27 protein-coding genes and 1 tRNA gene are annotated in these 23,660 nt (G+C 53.2%); 15 read left to right on the forward strand and 13 right to left on the reverse strand.

Features of this window, described 5'->3' with window-relative positions:
* The first annotated feature begins 271 nt into the window (after positions 1-271).
* A complete protein-coding gene (gene clpB / locus OR1_RS11635) occupies positions 272-2,869 on the forward strand; it encodes an ATP-dependent chaperone ClpB (protein ID WP_041972037.1) in 2,598 nt (865 codons plus the stop codon).
* A 62-nt stretch (positions 2,870-2,931) separates the two neighbouring features.
* Here the strand turns inward: clpB and OR1_RS11640 are convergent, their stop codons facing one another.
* Genes OR1_RS11640 through OR1_RS11650 form a run of 3 tightly spaced genes read right to left on the reverse strand, consistent with a single transcriptional unit; the run spans position 2,932 to position 4,777 of the window.
* The gene (locus OR1_RS11640) at positions 2,932-3,231 is read right to left on the reverse strand and encodes a hypothetical protein (protein ID WP_041972039.1); all 300 of its coding nucleotides are present in this window, start codon (positions 3,229-3,231) and stop codon (positions 2,932-2,934) included.
* A gap of 2 nt (positions 3,232-3,233) precedes the next feature.
* The gene (locus OR1_RS11645; RefSeq protein WP_041972040.1) at positions 3,234-4,001 is read right to left on the reverse strand and encodes a c(7)-type cytochrome triheme domain-containing protein; all 768 of its coding nucleotides are present in this window, start codon (positions 3,999-4,001) and stop codon (positions 3,234-3,236) included.
* Complete coding sequence (locus tag OR1_RS11650) at positions 3,977-4,777, reverse strand: c(7)-type cytochrome triheme domain-containing protein (protein ID WP_041972041.1); 801 nt, start codon at positions 4,775-4,777, stop codon at positions 3,977-3,979. Before OR1_RS11650 ends, OR1_RS11645 begins: the two co-directional genes overlap by 25 nt.
* Positions 4,778-4,970: 193 nt before the next feature.
* Here OR1_RS11650 and ispE point away from each other — a divergent pair, with 193 nt between their 5' ends.
* From ispE to ychF, 6 genes are all read left to right on the forward strand, one after another.
* Positions 4,971-5,816 (forward strand): 4-(cytidine 5'-diphospho)-2-C-methyl-D-erythritol kinase, encoded by an 846-nt coding sequence (gene ispE, locus OR1_RS11655; RefSeq protein WP_041972129.1) that lies wholly within the window; start codon positions 4,971-4,973, stop codon positions 5,814-5,816.
* Positions 5,817-5,860: 44 nt separating this feature from the next.
* Positions 5,861-5,935: transfer RNA gene (locus OR1_RS11660), tRNA-Gln, on the forward strand.
* Between the two features lie 74 nt (positions 5,936-6,009).
* Positions 6,010-6,957, forward strand: a complete 948-nt coding sequence (locus OR1_RS11665) for a ribose-phosphate pyrophosphokinase (protein ID WP_041972042.1) — start codon at positions 6,010-6,012, stop codon at positions 6,955-6,957.
* Positions 6,958-7,005: 48 nt separating this feature from the next.
* Positions 7,006-7,590 (forward strand): 50S ribosomal protein L25, encoded by a 585-nt coding sequence (locus tag OR1_RS11670; protein WP_041972043.1) that lies wholly within the window; start codon positions 7,006-7,008, stop codon positions 7,588-7,590.
* A 30-nt stretch (positions 7,591-7,620) separates the two neighbouring features.
* Positions 7,621-8,202: an aminoacyl-tRNA hydrolase gene (pth, locus tag OR1_RS11675; protein WP_041972044.1), complete on the forward strand. Its 582-nt coding sequence runs from the start codon at positions 7,621-7,623 to the stop codon at positions 8,200-8,202.
* A gap of 37 nt (positions 8,203-8,239) precedes the next feature.
* A complete protein-coding gene (ychF, locus tag OR1_RS11680; RefSeq protein ID WP_041972045.1) occupies positions 8,240-9,334 on the forward strand; it encodes a redox-regulated ATPase YchF in 1,095 nt (364 codons plus the stop codon).
* Between the two features lie 90 nt (positions 9,335-9,424).
* On the opposite strand, the gene OR1_RS23290 is transcribed toward ychF, so the two are convergent.
* The 3 genes from OR1_RS23290 to hcp all read right to left on the reverse strand — a co-directional run bounded on the left by OR1_RS23290 (position 9,425) and on the right by hcp (position 11,952).
* Complete coding sequence (locus tag OR1_RS23290) at positions 9,425-9,634, reverse strand: GSU3473 family protein (RefSeq protein WP_370543354.1); 210 nt, start codon at positions 9,632-9,634, stop codon at positions 9,425-9,427.
* A gap of 186 nt (positions 9,635-9,820) precedes the next feature.
* Positions 9,821-10,036, reverse strand: a complete 216-nt coding sequence (locus OR1_RS11690; protein ID WP_041972047.1) for a GSU3473 family protein — start codon at positions 10,034-10,036, stop codon at positions 9,821-9,823.
* 269 nt (positions 10,037-10,305) lie between these two features.
* Positions 10,306-11,952: a hydroxylamine reductase gene (gene hcp / locus OR1_RS11695; protein ID WP_041972048.1), complete on the reverse strand. Its 1,647-nt coding sequence runs from the start codon at positions 11,950-11,952 to the stop codon at positions 10,306-10,308.
* Positions 11,953-12,141: 189 nt separating this feature from the next.
* On the opposite strand from hcp, the gene OR1_RS11700 reads away from it, so the two are divergent.
* Complete coding sequence (locus tag OR1_RS11700; RefSeq protein ID WP_041972049.1) at positions 12,142-12,741, forward strand: hypothetical protein; 600 nt, start codon at positions 12,142-12,144, stop codon at positions 12,739-12,741.
* 66 nt (positions 12,742-12,807) lie between these two features.
* On the opposite strand, the gene OR1_RS11705 is transcribed toward OR1_RS11700, so the two are convergent.
* Positions 12,808-13,068 carry a cytochrome c7 gene (locus tag OR1_RS11705; RefSeq protein ID WP_041972050.1) on the reverse strand — a complete coding sequence of 87 codons (261 nt, stop codon included), beginning with the start codon at positions 13,066-13,068 and terminating at the stop codon, positions 12,808-12,810.
* Between the two features lie 246 nt (positions 13,069-13,314).
* The gene (locus tag OR1_RS11710; protein WP_041972051.1) at positions 13,315-13,641 is read right to left on the reverse strand and encodes a tetratricopeptide repeat protein; all 327 of its coding nucleotides are present in this window, start codon (positions 13,639-13,641) and stop codon (positions 13,315-13,317) included.
* A 135-nt stretch (positions 13,642-13,776) separates the two neighbouring features.
* Here OR1_RS11710 and OR1_RS11715 point away from each other — a divergent pair, with 135 nt between their 5' ends.
* The 3 genes from OR1_RS11715 (at position 13,777) to OR1_RS11725 (ending at position 17,261) form a co-directional block, all read left to right on the forward strand.
* Positions 13,777-15,060 carry an O-acetylhomoserine aminocarboxypropyltransferase/cysteine synthase family protein gene (locus OR1_RS11715; RefSeq protein WP_041972052.1) on the forward strand — a complete coding sequence of 428 codons (1,284 nt, stop codon included), beginning with the start codon at positions 13,777-13,779 and terminating at the stop codon, positions 15,058-15,060.
* A gap of 188 nt (positions 15,061-15,248) precedes the next feature.
* Positions 15,249-16,874 (forward strand): fumarate hydratase, encoded by a 1,626-nt coding sequence (locus OR1_RS11720; protein WP_041972054.1) that lies wholly within the window; start codon positions 15,249-15,251, stop codon positions 16,872-16,874.
* 78 nt (positions 16,875-16,952) lie between these two features.
* Positions 16,953-17,261, forward strand: coding sequence for a hypothetical protein (locus OR1_RS11725; RefSeq protein WP_041972055.1), 309 nt, complete (start codon positions 16,953-16,955; stop codon positions 17,259-17,261).
* A 65-nt stretch (positions 17,262-17,326) separates the two neighbouring features.
* On the opposite strand, the gene OR1_RS11730 is transcribed toward OR1_RS11725, so the two are convergent.
* Positions 17,327-17,509, reverse strand: coding sequence for a MerR family transcriptional regulator (locus tag OR1_RS11730; protein ID WP_041972056.1), 183 nt, complete (start codon positions 17,507-17,509; stop codon positions 17,327-17,329).
* Positions 17,510-17,684: 175 nt separating this feature from the next.
* Positions 17,685-17,885 carry a cold-shock protein gene (locus OR1_RS11735; protein ID WP_041972057.1) on the reverse strand — a complete coding sequence of 67 codons (201 nt, stop codon included), beginning with the start codon at positions 17,883-17,885 and terminating at the stop codon, positions 17,685-17,687.
* Between the two features lie 213 nt (positions 17,886-18,098).
* Here OR1_RS11735 and OR1_RS11740 point away from each other — a divergent pair, with 213 nt between their 5' ends.
* From OR1_RS11740 to OR1_RS11755, 4 genes are all read left to right on the forward strand, one after another.
* Positions 18,099-18,812 (forward strand): YkgJ family cysteine cluster protein, encoded by a 714-nt coding sequence (locus OR1_RS11740; RefSeq protein ID WP_041972058.1) that lies wholly within the window; start codon positions 18,099-18,101, stop codon positions 18,810-18,812.
* An 18-nt stretch (positions 18,813-18,830) separates the two neighbouring features.
* Positions 18,831-19,358, forward strand: a complete 528-nt coding sequence (locus tag OR1_RS11745; RefSeq protein ID WP_041972059.1) for a zinc ribbon domain-containing protein — start codon at positions 18,831-18,833, stop codon at positions 19,356-19,358.
* A gap of 70 nt (positions 19,359-19,428) precedes the next feature.
* Positions 19,429-21,324 (forward strand): GspE/PulE family protein, encoded by a 1,896-nt coding sequence (locus OR1_RS11750; protein WP_041972060.1) that lies wholly within the window; start codon positions 19,429-19,431, stop codon positions 21,322-21,324.
* Positions 21,325-21,337: 13 nt separating this feature from the next.
* Positions 21,338-22,192: an HDOD domain-containing protein gene (locus OR1_RS11755; RefSeq protein ID WP_041972061.1), complete on the forward strand. Its 855-nt coding sequence runs from the start codon at positions 21,338-21,340 to the stop codon at positions 22,190-22,192.
* 31 nt (positions 22,193-22,223) lie between these two features.
* On the opposite strand, the gene OR1_RS11760 is transcribed toward OR1_RS11755, so the two are convergent.
* The 3 genes from OR1_RS11760 to OR1_RS11770 are packed head-to-tail and all read right to left on the reverse strand — an operon-like array spanning position 22,224 to position 23,612.
* Complete coding sequence (locus OR1_RS11760) at positions 22,224-22,715, reverse strand: DUF3106 domain-containing protein (protein WP_041972062.1); 492 nt, start codon at positions 22,713-22,715, stop codon at positions 22,224-22,226.
* Positions 22,705-23,070 (reverse strand): DUF3619 family protein, encoded by a 366-nt coding sequence (locus OR1_RS11765; protein WP_052440409.1) that lies wholly within the window; start codon positions 23,068-23,070, stop codon positions 22,705-22,707. Before OR1_RS11765 ends, OR1_RS11760 begins: the two co-directional genes overlap by 11 nt.
* Complete coding sequence (locus OR1_RS11770; RefSeq protein ID WP_041972063.1) at positions 23,070-23,612, reverse strand: RNA polymerase sigma factor; 543 nt, start codon at positions 23,610-23,612, stop codon at positions 23,070-23,072. The genes OR1_RS11765 and OR1_RS11770 overlap by 1 nt, the downstream gene beginning before the upstream one ends.
* Between the last annotated feature and the right edge of the window lie 48 nt (positions 23,613-23,660).

A 23,660-nucleotide genomic window follows, 5' to 3' on the forward strand; every position in this document is an offset into this window, starting at 1 on the left:
TTTCAATACACACGGAGACAGTTCCGAATTTCGTGCCACACGCCCAACAAACATAACCCATTGAATTTAAATCAGACTTCCAAATTGACGCCTTTGGCTGCCTGTATAACTCTTGAACAGCCTTCAGGGGCAACGGCTAAAACAGGGCTAAATTCATAAGGTTTTATTTCAAGACTGAATTATGTTCCAAAGTTGGACAGGTGCCGTTGTGCCCACCTTGACACCCGCAGAGTGCGCTATTATGTTTCTTTCATGGGGAAAGGAGCAATACATGATCAGACCCGAAAAGATGACCGTAAAGACCCAGGAAGCCCTAGCCGCTGCCCACGAGAAAGCGGCAGCAAACGGTAACGGCGCAATTGAACCCGAGCATCTGTTCCTGGCCCTAGTGGACCAGGAGGGAGGGCTTGTTCCGGCAATAGTGCAAAAGATCGGTCTTTCCGCAACAATTCTGAGAAACAGCGCTGAAGCTGCGGTAAATAAACTGCCAAAAGCCAGCGGCGAGACAGTGCAGGTCTATCTTTCCAGCGGACTGAACCGGATACTGAATGCCGCCCAGTCCGAGGCCGACAAGATGAAGGACAGCTTTGTCTCCACCGAGCATCTCCTGCTGGCACTGGTGAGTGACAAATCATCCGTGCCGGGAAAGATACTGACGGAAAACGGGGCAACGCGTGAGTCCATACTTGCAGCGCTGCAGGATATCCGGGGCAATCAGCCGATTGACAATCAGAATCCTGAAGAGACCTACCAGGCACTGGCCAAATATGCCAGGGACCTGACTGATCTGGCCCGACAGGGGAAACTCGATCCGGTCATTGGTCGTGATGACGAAATACGCCGGGTGATCCAGGTCCTGTCCCGCAGGACCAAAAACAATCCGGTGCTGATCGGCGAACCGGGAGTGGGCAAGACCGCGATCGTGGAAGGGCTTGCTCAGAGAATAATTGCCGGTGACGTCCCCGAGACGCTCAAGGACAAACGCTTGATGGCGCTAGACATGGGCGCTCTGATCGCAGGCGCAAAATATCGCGGCGAATTCGAGGACCGGCTTAAGGCTGTTGTCAAGGAAGTCGAGAAATCCGACGGCAAGGTAATTCTGTTCATCGACGAACTGCATACACTGGTCGGCGCAGGCGCGGCCGAAGGGGCCATGGACGCTTCCAACATGCTGAAACCGGCTCTGGCGCGCGGAGAGCTGCACTGTATCGGCGCAACCACGCTCAATGAATACCGAAAACATATCGAGAAGGATGCCGCCCTGGAGCGCCGGTTCCAGCAGGTCTATACCGGCGAGCCAAGCGTGGAAGATACCATAGCCATCTTGAGAGGGCTGAAAGAGAAATACGAGAACTATCACGGCATCAGGATCAAGGACAACGCCATCATTGCCGCGGCAACCCTTTCCGACCGGTACATTACCGACCGCTTTCTTCCTGACAAGGCCATCGATCTGATCGACGAGGCTGCATCCAGGCTCAGGATCGAGATCGATTCGATGCCGCAGGAGATCGATGAGGTCGAGCGCCGGATCATTCAGCTTGAGATCGAGAAGCAGGCCCTGCTTCGAGAGCAGGACCTCCATGCCCAAGAAAGATTAAGGAAGCTAGCCGATGAGCTGGAAGAATTGAAGGTGCAATCTGCCGGGCTGAAAGCGCACTGGAAGCAGGAAAAGGATCTACATGCCCGGATCAGCGGTTTGAAAAAGCAGCTGGAAGACAAAAAAGAGGAATCCAGGAAGCGGGAACGGGAAGGCAACCTTGCCCGAGCGGCGGAACTGCGTTACGGAGAGATCCCGGCTATCGAAAAGGATATTAGCGAGAGCAACGAAGAGCTGGCAAGGAGGCAGGTCGAGGGGAAAATGCTCCCGGAAGAGGTGGACGCTAATCTTGTGGCGGAAATAGTTGCGAAATGGACCGGGATCCCGGTCAGCCGGATGCTGGAAACCGAGGCGGAAAAACTGGTTAACATGGAAGAACGGCTGAAAAGCCGGGTGGTCGGCCAGGATGACGCACTGATACTGGTGGCCAATGCCGTCCGACGGGCTCGGGCCGGGCTTTCAGACCCGAACAGGCCGATCGGCTCATTCATATTTCTCGGTCCGACCGGCGTCGGCAAGACCGAGACCGCGCGCGCCCTGGCGTCGTTCCTGTTCGACGACGACCAGGCGATCATCCGGATCGACATGAGCGAGTATCAGGAGAAACACACTGTAGCCCGCCTTATCGGCGCCCCTCCTGGCTATGTGGGTTACGAGGAAGGAGGTCAGCTAACCGAGGCAGTTCGCAGGCGCCCGTACTCGATCATCCTGTTCGACGAGATCGAAAAGGCGCACCCGGAAGTATTCAACGTCCTGCTGCAGTTGCTGGACGACGGCCGACTGACCGACGGCCAGGGACGCACCGTAGATTTCCGCAACACGGTGATCATCATGACCAGCAATCTCGGCTCCCAATGGATACAGCAGTATGGCAGCGACGATTATGCACGGATGCGGACCATGGTCATGGAGACACTGAAAGAGAATTTTAAGCCCGAGTTTCTGAACCGGATCGACGAAATCGTGATCTATCATGCCCTCCCTCTCGACCGGATCAAGCAGATCGTGGCAATCCAGCTGAAGCAGCTGGAGGCAAGACTGGAGGACCGGCACCTGTCGTTGCAGATAACCGATAAGGCACGGGAGTTTATTGCCCACGAAGGGTATGACCCGGCTTACGGAGCACGACCGCTCAAGAGAACCATCCAGCGTAGCGTCCAGGACCCGCTGGCACTCATGCTGCTGGAAGGGAAATTTCATGAAGGGGATACCATCAAAGTCGATATCGATATGCAGGGGCAGGGGTTGGTGATCGCGAAGAAGAAGTAACAAGAAAAAACGGGGGGTGACCGTCACCCCCCGTTTCAATGAATTAAGTGCTGCCCAACATGTTACTTCTTTTCCTGCTCCCTGGTCTTAAGAACAAAGTCATACAGATCCCGGCATAACTGAAGCCGCTTGCGAAACACCTTTTTCGTGCTTTCGTCCTGAGTATCAATGACTGCTTTAAGCTTATCGCACCTTGCCACAAGGGACTTCAGCTCCTCGGTCGGCAGCGACATCGAATTCTCGGTTTTGTTGCAGATCTCTTCAAATTCCCGCTTCCAGTCGTCTCCGGCACATTTCCCAGCCCCTGGCAACGCAGCCAGCAGTACGGCAGCGAGCGCCAGTTGTGCAAAAATCCTCTTCATGTTTACATGCCCTTTCTTATCCCGGGATGACACCTTTTGCAGTCATCCATCGGAAAGGCCACATTGATGTGGCAAACTCCGCAATACTCACCCTTGAGGATCTTGGCCATGGTGAACTTGGTCCCTTTCCTCTTTATGTTGAAAATGTCGGGGTGACAGTTGCTGCAATCCAGCCAGGCCGTATGCGCTCGATGCGGGAAAATGGATGGCGGAATCATGTTCCATTCCGCATCGAGGCTCAGTTTTTTATCAAACTGGATATCCTGAGACTTGGTCTTTAGATAGCGATTGGGAAAGATCAGTCGAGTCTTCATTGCCTCGACCCAGTCGATCCGATTGCCAAAGTCTGTGCGTGGGAAATCGAACCGGGAAAAGATGGAAAATTTGTCGCTGTTGGAGTTGATCTCTCCGGTATGGCAACGTTCACAGTTCTTTTCATGGCCGAAAGCAGTCTTGCCGTTATGGCACGAGCCGCAGAAACGTCCTTTTCTGCTGGCAGCTTCCGTGATTTCCGTGGAGTTAACCTCCATGTTGAACTCAAGCTCGACGTGGCAGACACGGCAAGTGTAAAGTGTCCGGTGGCTCCAATGGGAGAAGAATACCGGTTTTACTCCCTTTGCCTTGGTAACCCTGCTTATGAGAAGGTTACCATATTCCTCTGGCGGAGGAAGCGGCGGGAGGTCGAAGTAACCCCATGCCGTAACCGGAATTATTGCAAGAATCCCTATGGCAATGAACCAGCGGATTATTGTACTGGCCTTGTATGGCATCTCTGGCAATCGGTCTGAGGGAAGGCGACGGTGTCGTGGCAAACGCCGCAGTATTTTCCTTCAAACAGTTCAATCATGGTATATTTGCTTGCCCCTTTCTTTACGCCAACAAATATCTCGGGGTGGCAAACCTCGCATCCGTTCCACACGGTATGTTTTTTGTGGGAGAAAACAATGTCAGGCATCCCTTCCATTTTCGACCCGATTGAGAAATCCTTTTGACCCGGCAGTTGAACACGCTTGACCGAGACCCCTTCAATGTAATCGGTAAGTTTTATCAGCCCCTTCTCCTCTGCCAGTTCCCAATTGATCCCGTTTCCGCCTCGCTCCCTGGGAAGCCGGTCAGCCAGCTTGTAGAATTCGGCCTCTTTTTTCGGGTTCGGGTTAGCGACGTGACAACGTTCGCACCGTTTCAAATCTCCGCGCGAAAACTCCTTGGCGCATGCAGCAAAAACCTTCCGGTCATCGACTATCATCTTGTCGTTATGGCAAACGCCGCAGAAATAGCCACGCATGTTGTCGGCCGCCTTGATCTGGGTGTCCCCGGCCTTCATCGCAAATCCAATATCAACGTGACAGAGCCGGCAAGTAAAACGTGACCGGTGCGACCAATGGTCGAACTCAACCGGAGCGAGACCGACCTTGGATGAGAAGTTGTTTATCACCACTTTGCCGTAATCAAACGGCTTAGGCTTCTTTTTCTTGGTCCCCCCCTGAGCGAAAGCCAAGCCAACCAAACAGAGCAGACAGATGGTTGCCAACATGAACCGTTTCATTTGCACCTCCATCAAAAAATTGCATTATTCAGCGGAAACTAATAGTAAGCCACTCATTATGCAGTGTCAATGACAAATTCAAAGCATTTTAACAACATAAAGCTGCGCCACTGAATTCGTCTACCCTTGATTTCTCAAGCAGATTACGATAATAAGACTTTTTATTCTTTTTGCGAACAGGGGTCACATGGGAATCAAATCAACAGAGCTGTCGGCGCCGGCCAAAGTAAACTACCGACTCGATGTCATAAGAAAACGCCCGGACGGCTATCATGATCTCAGAATGATCATGCAGAGGGTAGACCTTTTTGACACAATTCGCATTTCTCTCACAGATGCGACAGAGATCAAGGTAACATGCGACCGAACCGGTGTGCCGAACGGGCCGGAAAACATCGCGTGGAAGGCTGCCCGGGCAATGCTGGATATCGCCTCGAAGCCGATCGGGATAGATATAAACATAACCAAAAGAATACCGGTTGCAGCCGGACTAGGAGGAGGAAGCAGCAATGCGGCGACAGTGCTCATGGGGCTTAACGACCTGCTCTCTCTTGGGCTTACCATAGAGAGACTGATGGAAATCGGTGTTACTCTGGGTGCAGATGTGCCGTTCTTCATCTTCGGGCGAACTGCAATCGCGGAAGGGATCGGCGAGAAACTGACCCCGATAGAAAGAATCCCAAGACCATGGATCGTGCTGGTCAACCCGAATGTTCATGTTTCAACTGCCTGGGCATATAAAAATTTGCAATTGACATCCGGGGAAGATAACAATACAATGCCAAACTTCTTTGACAACATAGCAGAACTCTGTGCCATCCTCGGGAACGATCTCGAATCGGTCACGATTGCGCGTTTCCCGGTGATTGCCGACATCAAGGAACAACTTATACGACACGGCGCCGAAGCATCGCTGATGTCAGGGAGTGGTCCGACCGTGTTCGGAATTTTTGAGGCCGAATCTGCAGCCCGCAAGGCTGCAGAGCAGATGGCCGCAGAAAATGGCTGGTTCGCAACTGCTGTCAAAGCATTACAGTAATCCCGGGTATTTGTTCAGCCAATTAACGGCTTAACGCCTTTTGTTGGGGCGTCGCCAAGCGGTAAGGCACCGGATTTTGATTCCGGCACTCCCAGGTTCGAATCCTGGCGCCCCAGCCACAAACTCTGGAACGATCACGTATGAAGCGCCCCCAAAAGGGGCGTTTTGCACGAATCGTCAAGGTATCTGTCCGATGGAAGACAAAATTAAAGTTTTTTGCGGCAATTCCAATCCTGCTTTGGCAGAGAAAATCTGTCAAAGCCTGGGCGTCCCGCTGGGGACAGCCAAGGTCAAGACCTTTTCCGACGGCGAGATCATGGTCGAGATCGGCGAAAACGTTCGCGGCCGGGACGTTTACCTGATTCAGTCAACCTGCGCCCCGACCAATAACAACCTGATGGAACTGCTCATCATGATGGATGCCGTCAAAAGAGCATCTGCTGCGACCATTACTGCGGTGATTCCTTACTATGGCTATGCCCGCCAGGATCGCAAAGTTGCTCCGCGCACGCCGATCTCTTCAAAACTGGTAGCCGACCTTCTGACCACATCGGGCGCAGACAGGGTCGTAACGGTAGATCTTCACGCAGGCCAAATCCAGGGTTTCTTCAATATTCCGGTAGACAACCTCTATGCCGCTCCCGTGATCCTGAGCCATCTGAAGTCCAGGTTCCCGGACAGCGATGAAATCGTCATGGTGTCCCCGGATGCAGGCGGAACCGAACGGGCAAGGGCCTTTGCCAAAAGACTCGGCTGCACTCTGGCCATCATTGACAAGCGTCGGACCGGTCCCAACGTAGCAGAGGTGATGCATCTGATCGGCGAGGTGCGCAACAAAACCGCAATAATCCTGGATGACATGATCGATACCGCCGGGACCCTCACCCAGGCTGCCAAGGCTTTGAAGTCGCACGGCGCCAGAGCTATTCATGCCTGTGCCACTCACGGTGTTCTATCCGGACCCGCGATTGACAGGATCAATGAATCAGAGATTGAAGAACTGATCATTACCGATACTGTGCCGTTGGGAGACAAGTCCTCGCAAACGTCCAAGATCAAGGTCCTCACCACAGCTGAACTCCTTGCCGAGGCCATTCGCCGCATCCATGAAGACGAATCAGTAAGTTCGCTTTTTGTTTAACATACAAACGACGTTAACCATCCAAGATTCCAACTGGAGGATTTATTTATGGCACTGAATGAAATAGTACTGCAACCGAGAACAAAGACAGGCAAGAACGGCTGCCGTCAGCTTCGGGCAGAGGGGATGCTCCCGGGAATAGTTTACGGAAAGGGGATCGAACCGACTTCGGTTGCCCTGAATCCAAAAGATCTGACATCGGCTCTCGCTGGTGAGAGAGGGCAAAATACCCTTCTCAGCATCAAAGGATGCGGCGCCCTTGAAGGTAGCGTGGTTATCGTTGCCGACCTGCTCAAAGACCCGCTCAAAAGGACCGCAATTCACGTTGACTTCCACAAGCTCAGCATGGACGATAAAATTCGCGTTCATGTCCCGGTCAAGCTCGTTGGCACCGCAGCAGGCGTTAAGGAAGGCGGGATGCTCGATTTCCCGACGCATTCACTTGACATCGAGTGTCTCCCGGGCCAGATTCCCGAAAATATCGAAGTGGATATCAATCAGCTCACCATCGGTCACTCGATCCACGTAGCCGACCTTAAGCTGGCTGCGGGGGTCAAGGTTCTGCTTGACGGAAGAGCATCAATAGTTAGCGTCCTCGGCAAGGCAAAGGAAGAAGCACCGGCTGCCGAGTAACAACGGTCAAGCCCGGCAGCAGGATACAGGATGTCAGGCAAACTGCTTGCCGGGCTGGGCAACCCCGGCGCAAAATATCTCTGGACCCGGCACAATGCAGGTTTCATGGTTTTGGATCGTCTTGCGAACCATGCCGGCACAACCGTTTCCAAAAAGGCATTTGCAGGCCTTTACGGCGAGGCTTCCTGCTGGGGCGAACGGCTTCATCTCCTGAAGCCCCAGACCTTCATGAACCTATCCGGACGTTCGGTATCCCCTGCGTTGCATTATCACAAGCTGACCTTAGACGACCTGATCGTTATCCACGACGACCTTGACATCCCTTTCGGACAGATAAAGCTCAAGAAAGGCGGCGGACACGGCGGACACAACGGCCTCCGTTCCCTTATGCAGGAACTGGGGAGTGGAGAATTCACGAGGATCAGGGTGGGCATTGGCCGGCCCGGATTCGGGGATTGCGCCGATTACGTCCTCTCTCCGTTTTCAAAGGCGGAAATGGCCGGCCTTCCTGATCTCCTGGACGGTATCGTCGCCGCAATCGAGATGTTGATTGCCGAGGGGCTGCCCAAAACAATGAGCATCTTCAACAACAAAGATCTGTTGGCCAACTGATTAAGGCCAGCAGTTCCATCAGGAAGGATTAGATAAGATGGCCCTTAACTGCGGCATTGTCGGCCTGCCGAATGTCGGCAAATCGACTATTTTTAACGCCCTCACTTCGGCGGGAGCCGAATCGGCCAATTACCCGTTTTGTACCATAGACCCGAATGTCGGTATAGTTCAGGTTCCTGACCGCAGGCTCGATCAACTGGCAGAAATTGTCAACCCCCAGCAGACATTGCCGACAACCATAGAGTTTGTCGATATTGCCGGGCTCGTGAAAGGTGCCAGCCAAGGCGAAGGGCTGGGGAACCAGTTTCTCGGCCATATCCGTTCGGTCGACGCAATTGTCCATGTTGTCCGCTGTTTTGAGGACGAGAATGTAGTGCACGTCAACGGCTGCATTGACCCTGCAGGGGATATAGAGGTTATCCAAACCGAGCTTGGCCTGGCAGATCTCGATACAGTAGAGAAAAAACTGCTCCGCGTGGAGAAGCAGGCCCGCAGCGGCGACAAAAAGGCCAAGGACGAGGTGGAATTCTATATTCGATTGAGAGACGTTCTGGGCGAAGGGAAACCGGCACGGGGGCTGGCAACAACCGAAGAAGAGATCCAGTGGCTGCGTGATCTGCATCTGCTCACCGATAAGCCTGTGCTGTATGTTGCCAATGTTGCCGAAGACGATCTCGAAGGCAAGCACCCTGCCGTTGCCAGGGTAAGAGAGATAGCTGCTCAGGAAGGTGCCCAGGTGGTGCCGATCTGCGGCCGGATCGAAGCAGAGATCGCCGAACTGGATGGTGCGGAAAAGCAGGAATTCCTTGCCGATCTGGGGCTGGAAGAATCCGGACTGGAACGCCTCATCAGAAAGGCCTACGCACTCCTCGGCCTGATCACCTATTTCACTGCCGGGGTCAAAGAGGTTCGGGCATGGACGGTTACCCGCGGATCAAAGGCGCCGCAGGCAGCTGGCGTGATTCATTCGGATTTTGAAAAAGGGTTCATTCGGGCGGAGGTAATCGCTTTCAACGATTTTGTATCCTGCAAAGGGGAAGCAGGGGCCAAGGAAAAGGGGCTCCTGCGGCTGGAAGGGAAAGAATATGTGGTTCAGGATGGAGATGTGATGCACTTCCGCTTCAACGTCTGAAAGGCAATCGGCACCCTGCCGGATGTCCAATCTGAACAAAAAGGGCGATCCAATGATCGCCCTTTTCCTATAACCACAAAATGAAACATTTTAGGCAATAGCTGCCAATACTCGCTCTATTGATCTCCTTCTGTCGACAACTACCCCCCTCTTGAACATTTGATCGCGAGACACCGAAACCCACTCACCTTTGTCAAGATAAGCCGATATCAATCCCCCCTTGATCAAACCCTCAAGGCACGCCTCTAAAGCCACTGAACATGTACCATCACTACAGCGCACAAGAACAACCATCGTCATCTCCTCCTCTGGAAAACGTGAAAATGTTGCCTATACGTTCATGAAAGTCCGGGCAGGTTGACTAAATCCGGCAGATTGCCGATTTCGGAAGGAGTGTAGTATATCTTAGGGTAAAATATACTTGCAACAGTTTTTTTTAGTTAATTAATCTTACTATTACAGAACTGTCACGCCTAAAGATGAAGCTCAGGAAAACAGCGGCAAGGGCTCATTTTCTGTCCCAAGGCGCCTATCCTGGCCGCTGTAAATCCCCCCTGACCCGCGTACCGGATCAAGGCCGATGGTCACCCAGCGATTGGACCGTTCAAACCCCATGATTCTTTTATTCTTAATCAGTTCATCCAAGTGATAATTCATAACCATGTCGTAAGTCCCGTCCAGATATCTTACCAGGATCATCATCTCGCAATCCCCTTTCTGCATTTTTCCCTAACCATAATTAGCATGCATGAATAATGCTAACTAATACAAATCCTACCGAAACAAGACGTTAGCAATATTTAGAACTCGCAAAAAATCGATTGGTAATGCAAAATGTAAGAAATACCGACAAAAATCAAGATTAAAATTATTAGAATTTAACCCACAGTCATGTCAGAACCGAAAATTCACTGACGCAAAAAGGCCCGCCGATTAAAGCGGGCCATGCCAAAACTTTGACTTTGTTTGAATTATGCCGCGAGTGCGGCCTTTAAATCGTCTTCAGCATTGGTAACCGGACCGATATTGAAGTTCTCCACCAGGAAATTCAGCACATTGGGAGTGATAAAAGCAGGAAGAGTCGGGCCGAGCTTGATATTCTTGATCCCCAAGTGCAACAAGGTAAGCAGGATTACTACGGCTTTTTGCTCATACCACGAAAGTATGAATGAAAGTGGCAGTTCGTTTACCCCGCATTCAAAGGCTCCTGCCAAGGCAAGCGCAATCTGGATAGCGGAATAAGCATCATTGCACTGCCCTACGTCGAGCAACCGGGGAATGCCCCCGATATCTCCGAACTCAAGTTTGTTGAAACGATACTTGCCACAGGCGAGGGTCAGTATTACACAGTCCTGGGGCACCTTCTCGGCAAATTCGGTGTAGTAATTCCGGCCGGACTTGGCGCCGTCGCAGCCGCCGATCAGGAAGAACCGCTTAATGGCTCCTGACTTGACTGCAGCGATGACTTTATCGGCGACTCCCAGCACGGCATTGTGTCCAAACCCGACAAGGATTTCCTGTCCCGGGTTCTCGGAAAAACCGGATAACTCCTGAGCTCTGGAGATTACGGCAGAAAAGTCCCATCCTTCGATATGCTGCACATCGGGCCACTGCACCAATCCCCATGTGAAGAGACGGTCCTTGTAGGAATCAGCCGGCCGCTGAATGCAATTTGTGTTGAAAATTATTGCTCCGGGGAAATTCACAAACTCTTTTGCCTGATCCTGCCAGGCGCCACCAAAGTTTCCAGCCAAGTGCGGGTACTTCTTCAATCCGGGATAGGCATGCGCCGGCATCATCTCACCATGGGTATAAATATTGATCCCTTTCCCCTCGGTCTGCTTCAACAGTTCCTCAAGCATCTTGAGATCGTGGCCGGAGACAAGGATCGCCTTGCCGGCACGGGTCCCCAGATTGACCGGGGTCGGCACGGGATGGCCATAGGTCTCGACATGCCCCTGATTCAGTATTTCCATGGTGCGGAGATTTTGTTTGCCGCACTCCATGGCGAGCCCCACGAAATCCATGAGCCCGAGACCCGGATCGGTTGTTGCTGCCAGAGCTCTGTGAAAGAAGGCCAGGACCTCTTCATCGCTTCTCCCGAGGATCAAGGCATGATCCATATAAGCCGCCATCCCCTTTAAACCAAAAGTTAGGGTCTCGATGACCGAGCGAATATCTTCGTTAACATGCAGAGTGCTAAGGCCATGCTCTTCCCCTTGGCGGACGAGCCCTGCCTGGTCGGCTGCCGGGGTATAGGTCGCTTGAGGGATATCCACCCTGGCAGGGGCAACCCCTTTTGCCTGGCAACTACTTTCATAAAGAGACTTTGCCTGGGCTCTTACTTCAATACCTTTACGGATCGCCTTCTCTATATGACCGGCATCAAAATCCACGTTGGTAACGGTAGTGAACAACCCTTCCACGATGAAACGGTCAATTGAGGCGTCTTTACCTCCGAGTTCGCGTGCCTTGGCGGCATATAACGAAATCCCTTTCAGCGTGTAGAGCAGCAGATCCTGCAAAGCCGCCACATCCGGCTTTTTACCACAAACTCCCGAAATTGAACACCCTACCCCATTTGCCGCCTGCTCACATTGGTTGCAGAACATACCCATTGATATTACCTCCCTCTCTTTTATTCAGCTCCGGTTTGATGTTATAAATTTTAGCTCGTTTTATTTCTGGCGCATTGCCATGCACGGTGAAAGTATATCATTTATCCGTGACCATCCTTGACCTCAGTCAAGAAAACACGATTTTCCGAGTTTCAGGAATTGTGATAAATTGAAGAAGGGAGAATTGGCATGCACTACGGACCGCTACTGACATTGCTGATGATGGCAACACTACTTGCTTCCCCGTACTCAGCAGCTGCGGACGATGAGGTTACGTCGAAAAGCCAGGTGCCGCCTGCAACCTTCATCCGAAGACTGGAGCCGGACAGGCTTCTGACCTCGGGCGGCATGAGAGTCAAGCCAGGTAGCGATGTAACCGTTGAGCCGGAATTCGGGGTCAGTCATACCGTGCATCAACGGGAAACAGGGATCGGACGGGACGATATCACCCACAAGGTCCATGCTCAGGCAGGAGGAAGAATCAGACTGTCAGACCTGTTCTATCTGGGCTTTGCCACCAAGTTGCCGATATACAATTACGAGGCAACGGAAGGACGGACTCCGGGAGGCGGTGCAGCCCCGGCAACTGCTGCAGCACGCCACGAATACGAGATCCTCAAACTATCCCCGGAAAACCTCACTTGGACAGGAGAAATGGGGTTCCGGCTCGGTCAGCAGGTCGACCTGAACCTTTATTATGACCAGAACATCCTCAAAGGGCCCTATCAAAGAGGGACCAAATCTGGAGAAGATGTCTTCGGCACCAGGTTCATATTCCGCTTTAAATAAGCCTAAAACGAAAAAGGGCAACGCTGTGCGTCACCCTTTTTGCGAATTGCCGTATATCGGCAAAGATTATTTGTGGCACTCTTTGCAGGACGTCGGCCCTTTCTTCATGTCACTGTGACAACCCTTGCAGTTCTTGTGAGCCCACTCCTTGCCAAATCCCTCAATCTTCCCAGGCGCCTTTTCATGGCATTTCTTGCAATTGCCCACAGTAGCCTGGTGAGCTTTGTGATTGAATTTTACACCTTTTTTCATCTCGATCGTATCTGCGGCAAAAGCGGTTCCGGCAAAGGCAACAAGGGCAAACATGGCAATAACGGCTTTCTTCATCTTAATCTCCTTTGAGTAGTTGTTATGCTGCTTGTGTAGTTATATCTTCTCGAATTCGGACATGCAACATTTTGTCAGGCATCTGCTGAGATCTCTTTACACCGGTCATGCCAACATACGCATGATGCATAACAGTTGAATTTTACAGCATCGGCACCATCTAAACGCGAGAACTGGGATAATTTCATGCCGCAATTGAGGCAAATATTTCTTCATTTGCGATACAAGGCTTTCCTGGCATTCGTCTTATCTGCTCAGCTTGAGCGTATGGGAAATCTTTCCAAGAATCCTGTTGAGGAGATGCTCCCGGGACAGCGAGGAGATGATTCTGAATCTGCGCCTCCCCAGCTGATTGAGTTCATGGCGAATCTTGGCATTGTCCTCAAATGCTAACCCGTCACTGAACACTCTAATTGCCTCGCGCTTTCTGTCGGCAGCCATGAGGATACGACCCAGGAACAGATAATTGTCGGATTTCGCCGGCTCACGCTCTACCTCTTCCCGGCAGAGTTCAGCAGCTTCATCATACCTGCCGCTCTTCACCAGCTCTTGAATCCGGTCCTGGTTCAACATCCGTCCACCTCGCAGATATATTATACCCGGTATCCTGCCTTCCGCCATACCGGCCTGATTACCTGTTTAACTTGCCCGGCTCTTCTGTTATCATGTTGCGCGATTTCGTATCACTTTCTTTTCCGGAGGGAGAGCATGAGCAAGAATTGGAAGATCGAAACACAGGCAATTCAGGGTGGTTACGACCCTAAGCCAGGAGATCCGCGGGTAGTCACCATCTGCCAGAGCACCACCTTCAAATATGACAGCGCCGACTACGTGGCGAAGCTGTTCGACCTTGAGGTTGCCGGTCATTTCTATACTCGTCTGGGTAACCCCACCACCGATGCCTTCGAGAAGAAAATCGCCATGATGGAAGGAGGTGTTGCCGCGCTCGGCACCTCATCCGGGCAGGCAGCCACAACGCTTGCCATCTTCAACATCTGTCAGGCTGGCCAGCACTTTGTCACGGCCAGCACTCTTTACGGAGGAACCTACAATCTGTTTGCGGCAACCTTCCCCAAGATGGGGATTGAGGTTACTTTTGTCGATCCGGAAGCGCCTGCCGAAGAGATCCTGGCGGCCTTTCGTCCCAATACCCGCGCCCTTTTCGCCGAGACCATCGGCAATCCGGGGCTCAACGTCCTCGACTTCGACAAGTTCAGCTCGATTGCCAAAGAGAAAAAAGTTCCGCTGATTATAGACAGTACTTTTGCAACTCCTTATCTCTGCCGGCCGTTCGACCTCGGCGCCAACATTATCATCCACTCCACTACAAAGTATATCGACGGTCATGCAACCAGTGTCGGCGGCGTTATTGTCGACGGCGGCAACTTCAATTGGGACAACGGCAACTACCCGGAGCTCACGGAACCCGATTCCAGCTACCATGGCCTGCAGTACATAAAGACATTCGGTCCGGCAGCGTATATTGTCAAGGCCCGGGTTCAGCTGATGCGCGACCTCGGGGTCACACCCGCGCCGATGAATTCATTCATGTTCAACCAGGGTCTGCAGACGCTGCCGTTAAGAATACAGCGCCACAGCGACAACGCCCTGGCAGTGGCGAAGCACCTGGAATCCCACCCTTCGGTGAGCTGGGTCAGCTATCCCGGACTGCCAAGCCATCCGAGCTTTGAGCGGGCGAAGAAATACCTCCCGAAAGGGTGCAGCGGCGTGCTCACCTTCGGCATCAAGGGGGGCGCTCCGGCAGGTAAAATATTCATGGAGAGCTGTCAGCTGATCGCCCTGGTGGTTCATGTCGGCGATGCCCGGAGCTGCGTCCTGCATCCGGCAAGCACCACCCATCGCCAGCTTACCGAGGAACAGCAGATATCATCAGGAGTAACCCCTGATCTGATCCGGCTCTCCGTTGGTATCGAACATATCGACGACATTATTGAGGACATCGACCAGGCATTGGCCAAAAGTCAGCAGTAGCCGCTTCGTATCAAGAATCCCGGGAAACCCCACAGCCCGCCTTTTCCGGCGGGCTTTTTGTTACTCTTCACCCAACTTCACTCTCGACAAAATCAGTTTTTTCCAATATAGTTCCGCCGAAACCGTATACAGAATACACAGGCACTGCTTGTTAATGCAGATACCCCCATGGAAAGGAGTTAGATGCAATGGCAACAAAACCGTTTGTTTATCAGGACCCTTACCCTCTCGGCAAGGACGAGACCAAGTACCGTAAGATTGAGGGATCAGAGCAATATGTAACCGTCGAGCAGTTCGCCGGTGCAGATGTTGTTCGGGTTTGCCCCGAGGCATTGGCGATCCTCGCCAATGAGGCGATGCGAGACGTTTCGTTTCTTCTTCGTCCCGAGCATAACGAGTCGGTGGCCAAGATCCTCCGCGATCCGGAATCATCACAGAACGACAAAGGGGTAGCGCTCGCCTTCCTGCGCAACGCCGAAATCGCCTCAAACTTCGAGCTTCCTATCTGCCAGGACACCGGCACCGCCACCATCGTCGCCAAGAAGGGCCAGCAGGTCTGGACCGGCGGCAAGGACGAAGAGTACCTCTCCAAAGGGGTCTACAAGACCTACACCGAGGAGAACCTCCGCTACTCCCAGACCGTGGCCCTCGACATGTACAATGAGGTCAACACCGGCACCAACCTGCCGGCCCAGATCGATATCCAGGCCGTTGACGGCGACTACTACAAGTTTCTCTTCATTGCAAAAGGGGGAGGCTCTGCCAACAAGACCTCACTGTTCCAGGAGACCAAGGCCCTGCTCAACCCTGATACCCTGGTGAAATTCCTGGTCGGCAAGATGAAGTACCTGGGGACTGCCGCCTGCCCGCCGTATCATATCGCAGTAGTTGTCGGCGGGACCTCGGCCGACGCCTGCATGAAAGCGGTAAAACTCGCCTCCGCCAAATATCTCGATGAACTCCCGACCAAGGGAAACGAGCACGGTCAGGCGTTCCGCGACCTGGAACTGGAGCAGAAGCTCCTTGAAGAGGCCTACAAGCTCGGCATCGGCGCCCAGTTCGGCGGCAAATACTTTGCCCACGACATCAGGGTCATCCGCCTCCCGCGCCACGGCGCCTCCTGCCCAGTCGGCATGGCAGTCTCCTGCTCCGCCGACCGCAACATCAAGGCAAAGATCACCAAGGACGGCCTTTTCGTCGAAGAGATGGACCGCAATCCGGGCCGGCTGATTCCGGAACAGTACCGGGGCAAGCATGAGCACGGAGTGAAGATCGACCTCAACCGGCCGATGAAAGAGATCCTGGCCGAGCTCACCAAGCATCCGGTATCAACGCCGCTCCTCCTGAACGGCACCATCGTCGTCGGCCGCGATATCGCCCATGCGAAGTTCAAGGAGATCCTCGACTCCGGCAAGCCGCTCCCCGACTACCTCAAGAACCATCCGATCTATTACGCGGGTCCGGCCAAAACCCCGCCCGGCAAGCCTTCCGGCTCTTTCGGCCCGACTACTGCCGGCCGGATGGACTCCTATGTCGACCTGCTCCAGGCTAACGGCGGCTCCATGATCATGATCGCCAAGGGGAACCGGAGCCAGCAGGTCACCGACGCCTGCAAGAAGCACGGCGGTTTCTACCTCGGCTCCATCGGCGGCCCGGCCGCAGTTCTGGCTGAAGAGAACATCAAGAAGGTCGAGTGTATCGACTTCCCAGAACTGGGGATGGAAGCGGTCTGGAAGATCGAAGTGGAGAACTTCCCGGCCTTCATCCTGGTTGACGACAAGGGGAACGACTTCTTCAAGCAACTGGGACTGTAACTTTTAATGCGGCAGCAAATCAAATGTCCCCGGATGCCCAAGCATCCGGGGGCAACTTAACAGATGGAGGCGAGTATAATGAGAAGGCCGACACTTGCTTTATGTTTTCTGCTCTTGGCAGCATCCCCGAGCCTCTCGGCTGACCCGCCGAAAACCGGCGCGAATCTCGGCAACGTTCGGGGAGGAGATTTCAGCAAAGCCCGGACCATAATCGACAAGAGCTGTACCTCCTGTCACAGCAGCGCCAAAATTGATGAAGCAATAGCGGCAGGAAAGAATATGCCGGCAATTCAGCGAGAGATGGAGAAGCGCGGCGCGCGACTGAACGCCAATGAGAAAGAAGTACTCGGTATCTACTGGAAACAGACCCCTCTGAAAAAGAAATAGACTGACGACAACCCTTCAACAACAATGGTGTTATCAAGAGCCCTGGCAAGGGCTCTTGATAACCATCAAATCCCGGTCATCTCCTGCACCTGCAACTCCAGATCATCCAGATTCACCCTTGCGACCTTGCCGCTGGACTCCTCGGCACGAACCAAACCATCTTCTACCCATTTCAGGATCTGATTTTTGTCGATACCAAACTTTTCCGCGGCATCATCCAAAATGTACCAGGTTTTTTCCAGTGACATGGCAATCCCCCTTTGTCAGTTGCTACAATATAAGTATACCACCCTGAACTGCTTTTCGCAGCCCGGCGCACAGAACCAATTTGCGGTCTCTCAATCTCTTGCCTGGCCTGCTTATCATTGAAAAGAAAAGGCCCCGAAAACGGGGCCTTTTTTACAGCTTTCTGTCCCTAATGAATCAGATTCGAGACACATTAGCAGCCTGCAAACCTTTTGGGCCTTTAACGATCTCGAACTGAACCGAATCGCCTTCGGCAAGGGACTTGAAGCCTTCGCTCTGAATTGCCGAAAAATGAACAAAAACATCGTCGCCGTTCTCCTGCTCAAGAAAACCGAACCCCTTGCTGTCATTGAACCATTTCACTCTGCCTGTTGTCATCCCTGTTTCTCCCTCTGATGCTTCTGTTTTAATGCACCGGCAACCGCCGATGTGACTGAGCACATTCAGTGTTCTAAAATTGCTTAACCTTAACATACCCTCATCTTAAAGCAAGCAAATTTCCATATCCTGCCAATTTTTCTTGCCTGATCTCAGAAAAATTCATATCTTTTGCCCATTGATCCCTTTAAGTTAAGCAGAGGAGCGATTATTTTGCTGAACAGCATCAGAGAAGAGGTCCGCAGACTCCGGGCGCACTCCGACTCGACCACCGCCGCCTGGATCAATGGGTATACCCTTCTTGGCGGGAGAGTGTTCTGTTCCGACAACTGCAGCAACTGCTGTTCCCTTGTCGTGAACTGCACCTGGCCGGAGTCCCTCTATATTGCGGAAAAGGTTCAGTATAACTGTACAGGCAAGTTGCAGCCCCATCTTGAGAAGCTGCAAGAGATCATTATCGCCGCCACGGACTATAAATCGTTTCTTAAAATGCACCGGCAACAAGCCGGACCCTGCCCCTTTCTTTCCGAAGGGTCATGCAGCATCTATCCAGACCGCCCCTTTTCGTGCCGCGCGCTCCTCTCTTCAAAAGATAGCTTCTGGTGCGGTGCCGATTTCGGTGAGATGACGAGCGCGGAGAAACAGGCGTTCATCGCCAGCCTTGATGCTGAGGTTGTTGCATTCCCAACGCACTATGTAGCAGCGACCGGAGAGATCGGCCAGGGTCTTGAGGCCCGTATCGCCGATATGATGGTGCAACATCTTGGGTTCTCCATCTACGGCAACCTGGCGCTCATGGTTTTGCTCAACAAGGAACACGATTTCGCCGCGCATGTGCTGCATGGGTATGATGCCGTGATCGATTTTCTTGATCGCCGCGGCCTTAATCATCCCTACCTGGTTTCACTCACCAATCCGACAACCTGAAATATATGGAGGCGGCAAATGCCTGTTTACGAGTTCTACTGCAGCGATTGCCACACGATTTACAGTTTTCTGGCCCGGACCGCCAATACGACAAAACGCCCATCATGCCCGAAGTGCCAACGGCCCGAACTGGAGCGGCAGGTATCAAACTTTGCCATTTCAAAAGGGAGAGGGGAGGAACCGGCCAGTGACGGGCTGCCGGACATTGACGAGACGCGGCTGGAAAAAGCACTCATGGGGATGGCAAGCGAGTTGGACGGGATAGATGAAAACGATCCCCGCCAGATGGCGCGGGTCATGCGCCGGATTTCAGAAGCAACTGGAATGAATCTCGGGGCTGGCTTTGACGAGGCGATCCGCAGGCTGGAATCAGGAGAAGATCCGGAGATGATCGAGGCCGAACTGGGTGACATCCTTGACAACGACCAGGCCGGAGATCTGTTTTCCCGGGAAGGAATCAAAGGGCTGAAACGCAGATATACGCCTCCTGTTCACGACGACACGCTATACAGCTTCGAACAGCCGGATTTTGATCCCCGGATATAGCAGTGGTCACTGTTGCAAAAGGCCGACAAACGTCTATACTTTTCGAAATTCATTAGACTTTGAGAGACCCATGAGCGCACAACAAAGAACTGGAGAGGCAATACATCCACAGGCAGGGGCAATTGCACCACTACTGGTAAAAGAATCGCTGCTGACCAATGATCAGCTTTCCTACGCCATTCGTGTCCGCTCCAAACTGGCATCAAATAAAACCATCATCGATATTATTCAGGAACTTGGCTATGTCACTGGTGACCAGGTCCGAGACGTCTTGCGCAAGAACCGGGTGGCGATCCGAATGGGAGACCTGTTGGTCGAACTCGGTTACCTGAGAGAATCGGACCTCCAGGCGGCCCTGAACCTGCAGAAAGAAGGCTCTTCCGGCATGAAGCTGGGAGACCTGCTGGTGGCGCACGGCTTCATCGACGAGAGAAAACTTCTGGAAGTGCTTGCCTACCAGCTCGGTTTTCCCCAGGTGGAACTGGAATTCCGGAAACTCGACCGGAAACTGTTTGTCAAAGCACCGTTTCAGACCTGCCGCGAGTTCCTGTTCGTCCCGGTAGTCCGGGAAGGCGCTGTTGTGACCGTTGCCTTTGCCGACCCGCTGGACCGGAAAGCCCGCGAGACCGCCGAATCCATTTTCGGCAAAGAGATCAGCCCGGCCATAGCCTCAAAACTGGAAATTCTGGATGCACTGACCAATGCGGAAAAAAACGCGACCCATGCCGAGGCCGGACCTGCTGACGAAAACACGGTTATCGGTATAATCAACACCCTGTTCGAAGATGCCATTTCGGAAAACGCCAGCGATATCCATATAGAGCCGATGAAGGATCGCATCCGTATCCGTTTCCGCAGGGACGGCGTCATGATGCAGCACCGCGATCTCCCGCTTGAACTGGCGCCCCAGGTCTCCAGCCGCATCAAAGTCATGGCCCAGGCGGATATCGCCGAGAAACGGCGGCATCAGGACGGCAGGATCCTTTTTGAAAGCCGAAAACACGGCTTCAACCTGGATCTAAGGGTTTCTTTCTACATCACGATCTTCGGGGAAAAGATCGTGCTGCGGCTATTGAACAAAAAAGGCTCCATTCTTGAGATTAACGATATCGGCATGGCGCCCCGCATGCTGGAGCACTTCATCTACGATGCCCTGGATACGCCCACCGGCGTCATGATCGTCACCGGCCCTACCGGCTCAGGCAAGACATCGACCCTGTACAGCTGCGTCAAATATCTCAACAACATCAACACCAGTATTATCACGGCTGAGGACCCGGTCGAGTTTGTCATCGACGGCATCTCCCAATGTTCCATAAACCCCAAGATCGGCGTGACCTTCGAGGAAACACTCCGGCATATTGTCCGGCAAGACCCGGACATCATCGTTCTCGGGGAGATCAGAGACACCTTCTCGGCTGAGACCGCCATCCAGGCGGCACTGACCGGCCATAAGGTACTCACGACCTTTCACACGGAAGACAGCATCGGCGGGCTGATCCGGCTGATGAACATGGAAATAGAGGCGTTCCTCATTTCCTCAACAGTGGTGTGCGTCGTTGCCCAGCGCCTGCTCAGGCTGGTCTGCGACCATTGCGCTGAAACCTATATCCCGACACCGCTGGAGATCAGCCGGCTCGGTTATATGGCGCCGGATCTTGCCGGGGCCGAGTTCAGGGAAGGTAGAGGCTGCAAAGAGTGCCGGTTCACAGGCTTCAAGGGGAGGACCGCCATCTTTGAACTCCTGGTCCTGAACGAGCCGGTAAAAGAGGCGATCCTCGGCAACCGGAGTTCTGCCGAGATCCGCAGGTTGAGCATGGAGACTTCCGGCCTGGTCACGCTGTTTGAAGACGGCCTGGTTAAGGCGGCCAGAGGTCTGGTTTCAATTCACGAAGTTTTGAGAGACCTGCCGAGAATAAGCAAACCGAGACCGTTGCATGAACTGAAGAGAATTCTGGGGATATAAGGATCTGGCCGTCATGACGAAGAAACAGTCGATAGTAGAGATAATCAACGCCCACTTGAGCAGCAACACTCTGGACGTGCCGGTCTTTCACGCCGTGGCGCTCAAGCTTCAGCAGGTACTAGCCAAACCTGACTTCAAACTGGAAGAGATTTCCCAACTGATCGTTGCTGATCCCGGCGTTGCCAGCCATGTGCTCAGGGTTGCCAATTCGGTCTTCTACTCGGGGCTGAGCAAGGTCACGACCATCAAGGATGCGGCAATCCGCCTCGGAGCGAGGGAAGTCTCCAATATTGCCATGCTCGCCACCCAACAGGATTTTTACCGGTCCAGCAATATGCAGTTCAACTCTGTCATGCAGACCCTGTGGAAACATGCCTTTTGCTGTGCAATAGGAACCAAATGGCTTGCCGGTAAGACCGGGTACGGGGCACTTTCCCAAGAGGGGTTCCTTGCCGGTCTTCTGCACGATATCGGCAAGCTGTTTCTGCTGAAAGTGCTCGACGAACTGTGCAAATCAGGAGAGTTGGGCGTATCCGTGTCACCCGCGCTGGTCAACGAGGTTCTCAGCAGCATGCATGAAGAACAGGGTTACACCCTGATGAAAAAGTGGAACATGCCGGAGATTTACTGTGATGTCGTGCGCGATCACCACAAGGAGGGGTGGAAACAGGCCAACCCCCTGCTCGCCCTGGTGCGACTGGTTGATCAGGGATGCAACAAGCTGGGAATAGGGATGTGCCCGAACCCGTCGCTGGTCCTGTTCGCAACGACCGAGGCCCAGGTGCTTGGGGCCAAGGAGATTATCCTGGCAGAACTGGAGATAGTCATAGAGGATACGTTGAAGATGGTTGCCCAAGGCGGGAAATAGGCTCGAAAGTAACACAGCCAAAGCTGCTGTCTTAGCGCTTTAACCGTTCCATTTTGTCGTCAGCCTGACTATTATGCATTTCGCTCCTGATTCGCCGGCGCTCATCGGGCGGCAGGGCACGCCATTTTTCGCGTAACACTTTTCGCTCTGCAGAAGGCAGCTCCTTGTACCAGCGGTATCGCGCCCTTACCCTCTCCTGCTCCGGCGCAGGCAAACTCCGGAACTCATCGGCCCTTTTTTTCAACTGCTCTCTTCGTTCAGGCGGCAGATCGCGCAACTTTCTATAATATTGCCGCATTTCGGCACGCTCTTGAGGAGACATGCGGCTCAAACGTTCGGCGCTTCTTCGTAAACGGTCCTGACGATCATACGGGAGCGTATGCCAGCTATCGGCATAGCGCCGCAGCAGTTCCTTTTCCCCTCGGGAAAGACTCTCCCAGGGGATACCATTCCCCTGATCGCCGGCCGCCATGCCACCGCTAACAACAACAAAGATCAGTGCCAGCAAAAACCTAGCGCGCATTTTTGTCATGCTCCGCCAGCCAGAGAAAGAAATCAAGATCATCATATAGTTCCAGTTGCTCGCCGGAAGCCACAATATCCACCTCGTCATCCCCTTTTGGCGGCAAGTTGGTGCTGACAGGAGCGAGCCAGAGAGAAACGGCGACCACCAGAACCGCGAGCGATGCCACCCCTCCGGCAGTCACCCAGCGTGGCAAAAAAAACTTCCGCTCACGCCGCTCCGCAAGCTCGACTGCCTTGGTGCGGGCATTACGCAACGAGCTCCGCACATCCGGCGATAGGTTTTCCGCCGCCTGATCCAGCACCAGCCGCGCCTTTGCAAGGGCAGCTTCATTGTCGATCCGATCGCCACGCATCACCGATACTCCTCCAGAACGTTGCGCAAAGCGTTTACTGCTCGGAAATAATGTGTCTTGACGCTCCCCTCAGAACATTTCATAGCCACAGCGGTATGGGCAACGTCTAGCCCCTCCCAGGCACGCAGCAGAAAAGCCTGTTGTTGCCTTAACGGCAATTGTTTGACAACCTTTTCAAGACGTTCGCCAAGCTCGCGATTCAAGAGTTCTGATGCCGGGGTATCGCCTCTGGGATCCGCATAGGATTCAACAGGGTCGGACCCGTCGTCACCATCCTCCCCCCCTATGCCGAACCAGCCCCGAAAACGGCTACGTACCGTTTTACGACGATGCCAGTCGGTGATCCGGCTCTGGAGAACACGGTGGAACAGCGGCCGCCATTCTTCAACAGGCTTGGCGGCATAACGCCTGACAAAATCGAGCATCCCGTCCTGCACTACATCCAGGGCATCATCCTGACAGCCGGTCGCAAGATATGCCATTCTGAAGGCCCGTCGCTCCACCTCTGCCAGGAAACGGTTCAGTTCGTCAGATGTTCCCAGCGTTCACTCCCCACTTGGCATAATCAACTCTGCCGATATTTGATATAA

This window comes from Geobacter sp. OR-1, assembly GCF_000813145.1.
Lineage (GTDB): Bacteria > Desulfobacterota > Desulfuromonadia > Geobacterales > DSM-12255 > Geoanaerobacter.

Coding starts and splice junctions, on each gene's coding strand:
- clpB (WP_041972037.1), top strand. CDS start 272: ATGATCAGACCCGAAAAGATGACCGTAAAGACCCAGGAAGCCCTAGCC.
- OR1_RS11640 (WP_041972039.1), bottom strand. CDS start 3,231: ATGAAGAGGATTTTTGCACAACTGGCGCTCGCTGCCGTACTGCTGGCT.
- OR1_RS11645 (WP_041972040.1), bottom strand. CDS start 4,001: ATGCCATACAAGGCCAGTACAATAATCCGCTGGTTCATTGCCATAGGG.
- OR1_RS11650 (WP_041972041.1), bottom strand. CDS start 4,777: ATGAAACGGTTCATGTTGGCAACCATCTGTCTGCTCTGTTTGGTTGGC.
- OR1_RS11665 (WP_041972042.1), top strand. CDS start 6,010: ATGGAAGACAAAATTAAAGTTTTTTGCGGCAATTCCAATCCTGCTTTG.
- OR1_RS11670 (WP_041972043.1), top strand. CDS start 7,006: ATGGCACTGAATGAAATAGTACTGCAACCGAGAACAAAGACAGGCAAG.
- pth (WP_041972044.1), top strand. CDS start 7,621: ATGTCAGGCAAACTGCTTGCCGGGCTGGGCAACCCCGGCGCAAAATAT.
- ychF (WP_041972045.1), top strand. CDS start 8,240: ATGGCCCTTAACTGCGGCATTGTCGGCCTGCCGAATGTCGGCAAATCG.
- OR1_RS23290 (WP_370543354.1), bottom strand. CDS start 9,634: ATGACGATGGTTGTTCTTGTGCGCTGTAGTGATGGTACATGTTCAGTG.
- OR1_RS11690 (WP_041972047.1), bottom strand. CDS start 10,036: ATGATGATCCTGGTAAGATATCTGGACGGGACTTACGACATGGTTATG.
- hcp (WP_041972048.1), bottom strand. CDS start 11,952: ATGGGTATGTTCTGCAACCAATGTGAGCAGGCGGCAAATGGGGTAGGG.
- OR1_RS11700 (WP_041972049.1), top strand. CDS start 12,142: ATGCACTACGGACCGCTACTGACATTGCTGATGATGGCAACACTACTT.
- OR1_RS11705 (WP_041972050.1), bottom strand. CDS start 13,068: ATGAAGAAAGCCGTTATTGCCATGTTTGCCCTTGTTGCCTTTGCCGGA.
- OR1_RS11710 (WP_041972051.1), bottom strand. CDS start 13,641: ATGTTGAACCAGGACCGGATTCAAGAGCTGGTGAAGAGCGGCAGGTAT.
- OR1_RS11715 (WP_041972052.1), top strand. CDS start 13,777: ATGAGCAAGAATTGGAAGATCGAAACACAGGCAATTCAGGGTGGTTAC.
- OR1_RS11720 (WP_041972054.1), top strand. CDS start 15,249: ATGGCAACAAAACCGTTTGTTTATCAGGACCCTTACCCTCTCGGCAAG.
- OR1_RS11725 (WP_041972055.1), top strand. CDS start 16,953: ATGAGAAGGCCGACACTTGCTTTATGTTTTCTGCTCTTGGCAGCATCC.
- OR1_RS11730 (WP_041972056.1), bottom strand. CDS start 17,509: ATGTCACTGGAAAAAACCTGGTACATTTTGGATGATGCCGCGGAAAAG.
- OR1_RS11735 (WP_041972057.1), bottom strand. CDS start 17,885: ATGACAACAGGCAGAGTGAAATGGTTCAATGACAGCAAGGGGTTCGGT.
- OR1_RS11745 (WP_041972059.1), top strand. CDS start 18,831: ATGCCTGTTTACGAGTTCTACTGCAGCGATTGCCACACGATTTACAGT.
- OR1_RS11750 (WP_041972060.1), top strand. CDS start 19,429: ATGAGCGCACAACAAAGAACTGGAGAGGCAATACATCCACAGGCAGGG.
- OR1_RS11755 (WP_041972061.1), top strand. CDS start 21,338: ATGACGAAGAAACAGTCGATAGTAGAGATAATCAACGCCCACTTGAGC.
- OR1_RS11760 (WP_041972062.1), bottom strand. CDS start 22,715: ATGCGCGCTAGGTTTTTGCTGGCACTGATCTTTGTTGTTGTTAGCGGT.
- OR1_RS11765 (WP_052440409.1), bottom strand. CDS start 23,070: ATGCGTGGCGATCGGATCGACAATGAAGCTGCCCTTGCAAAGGCGCGG.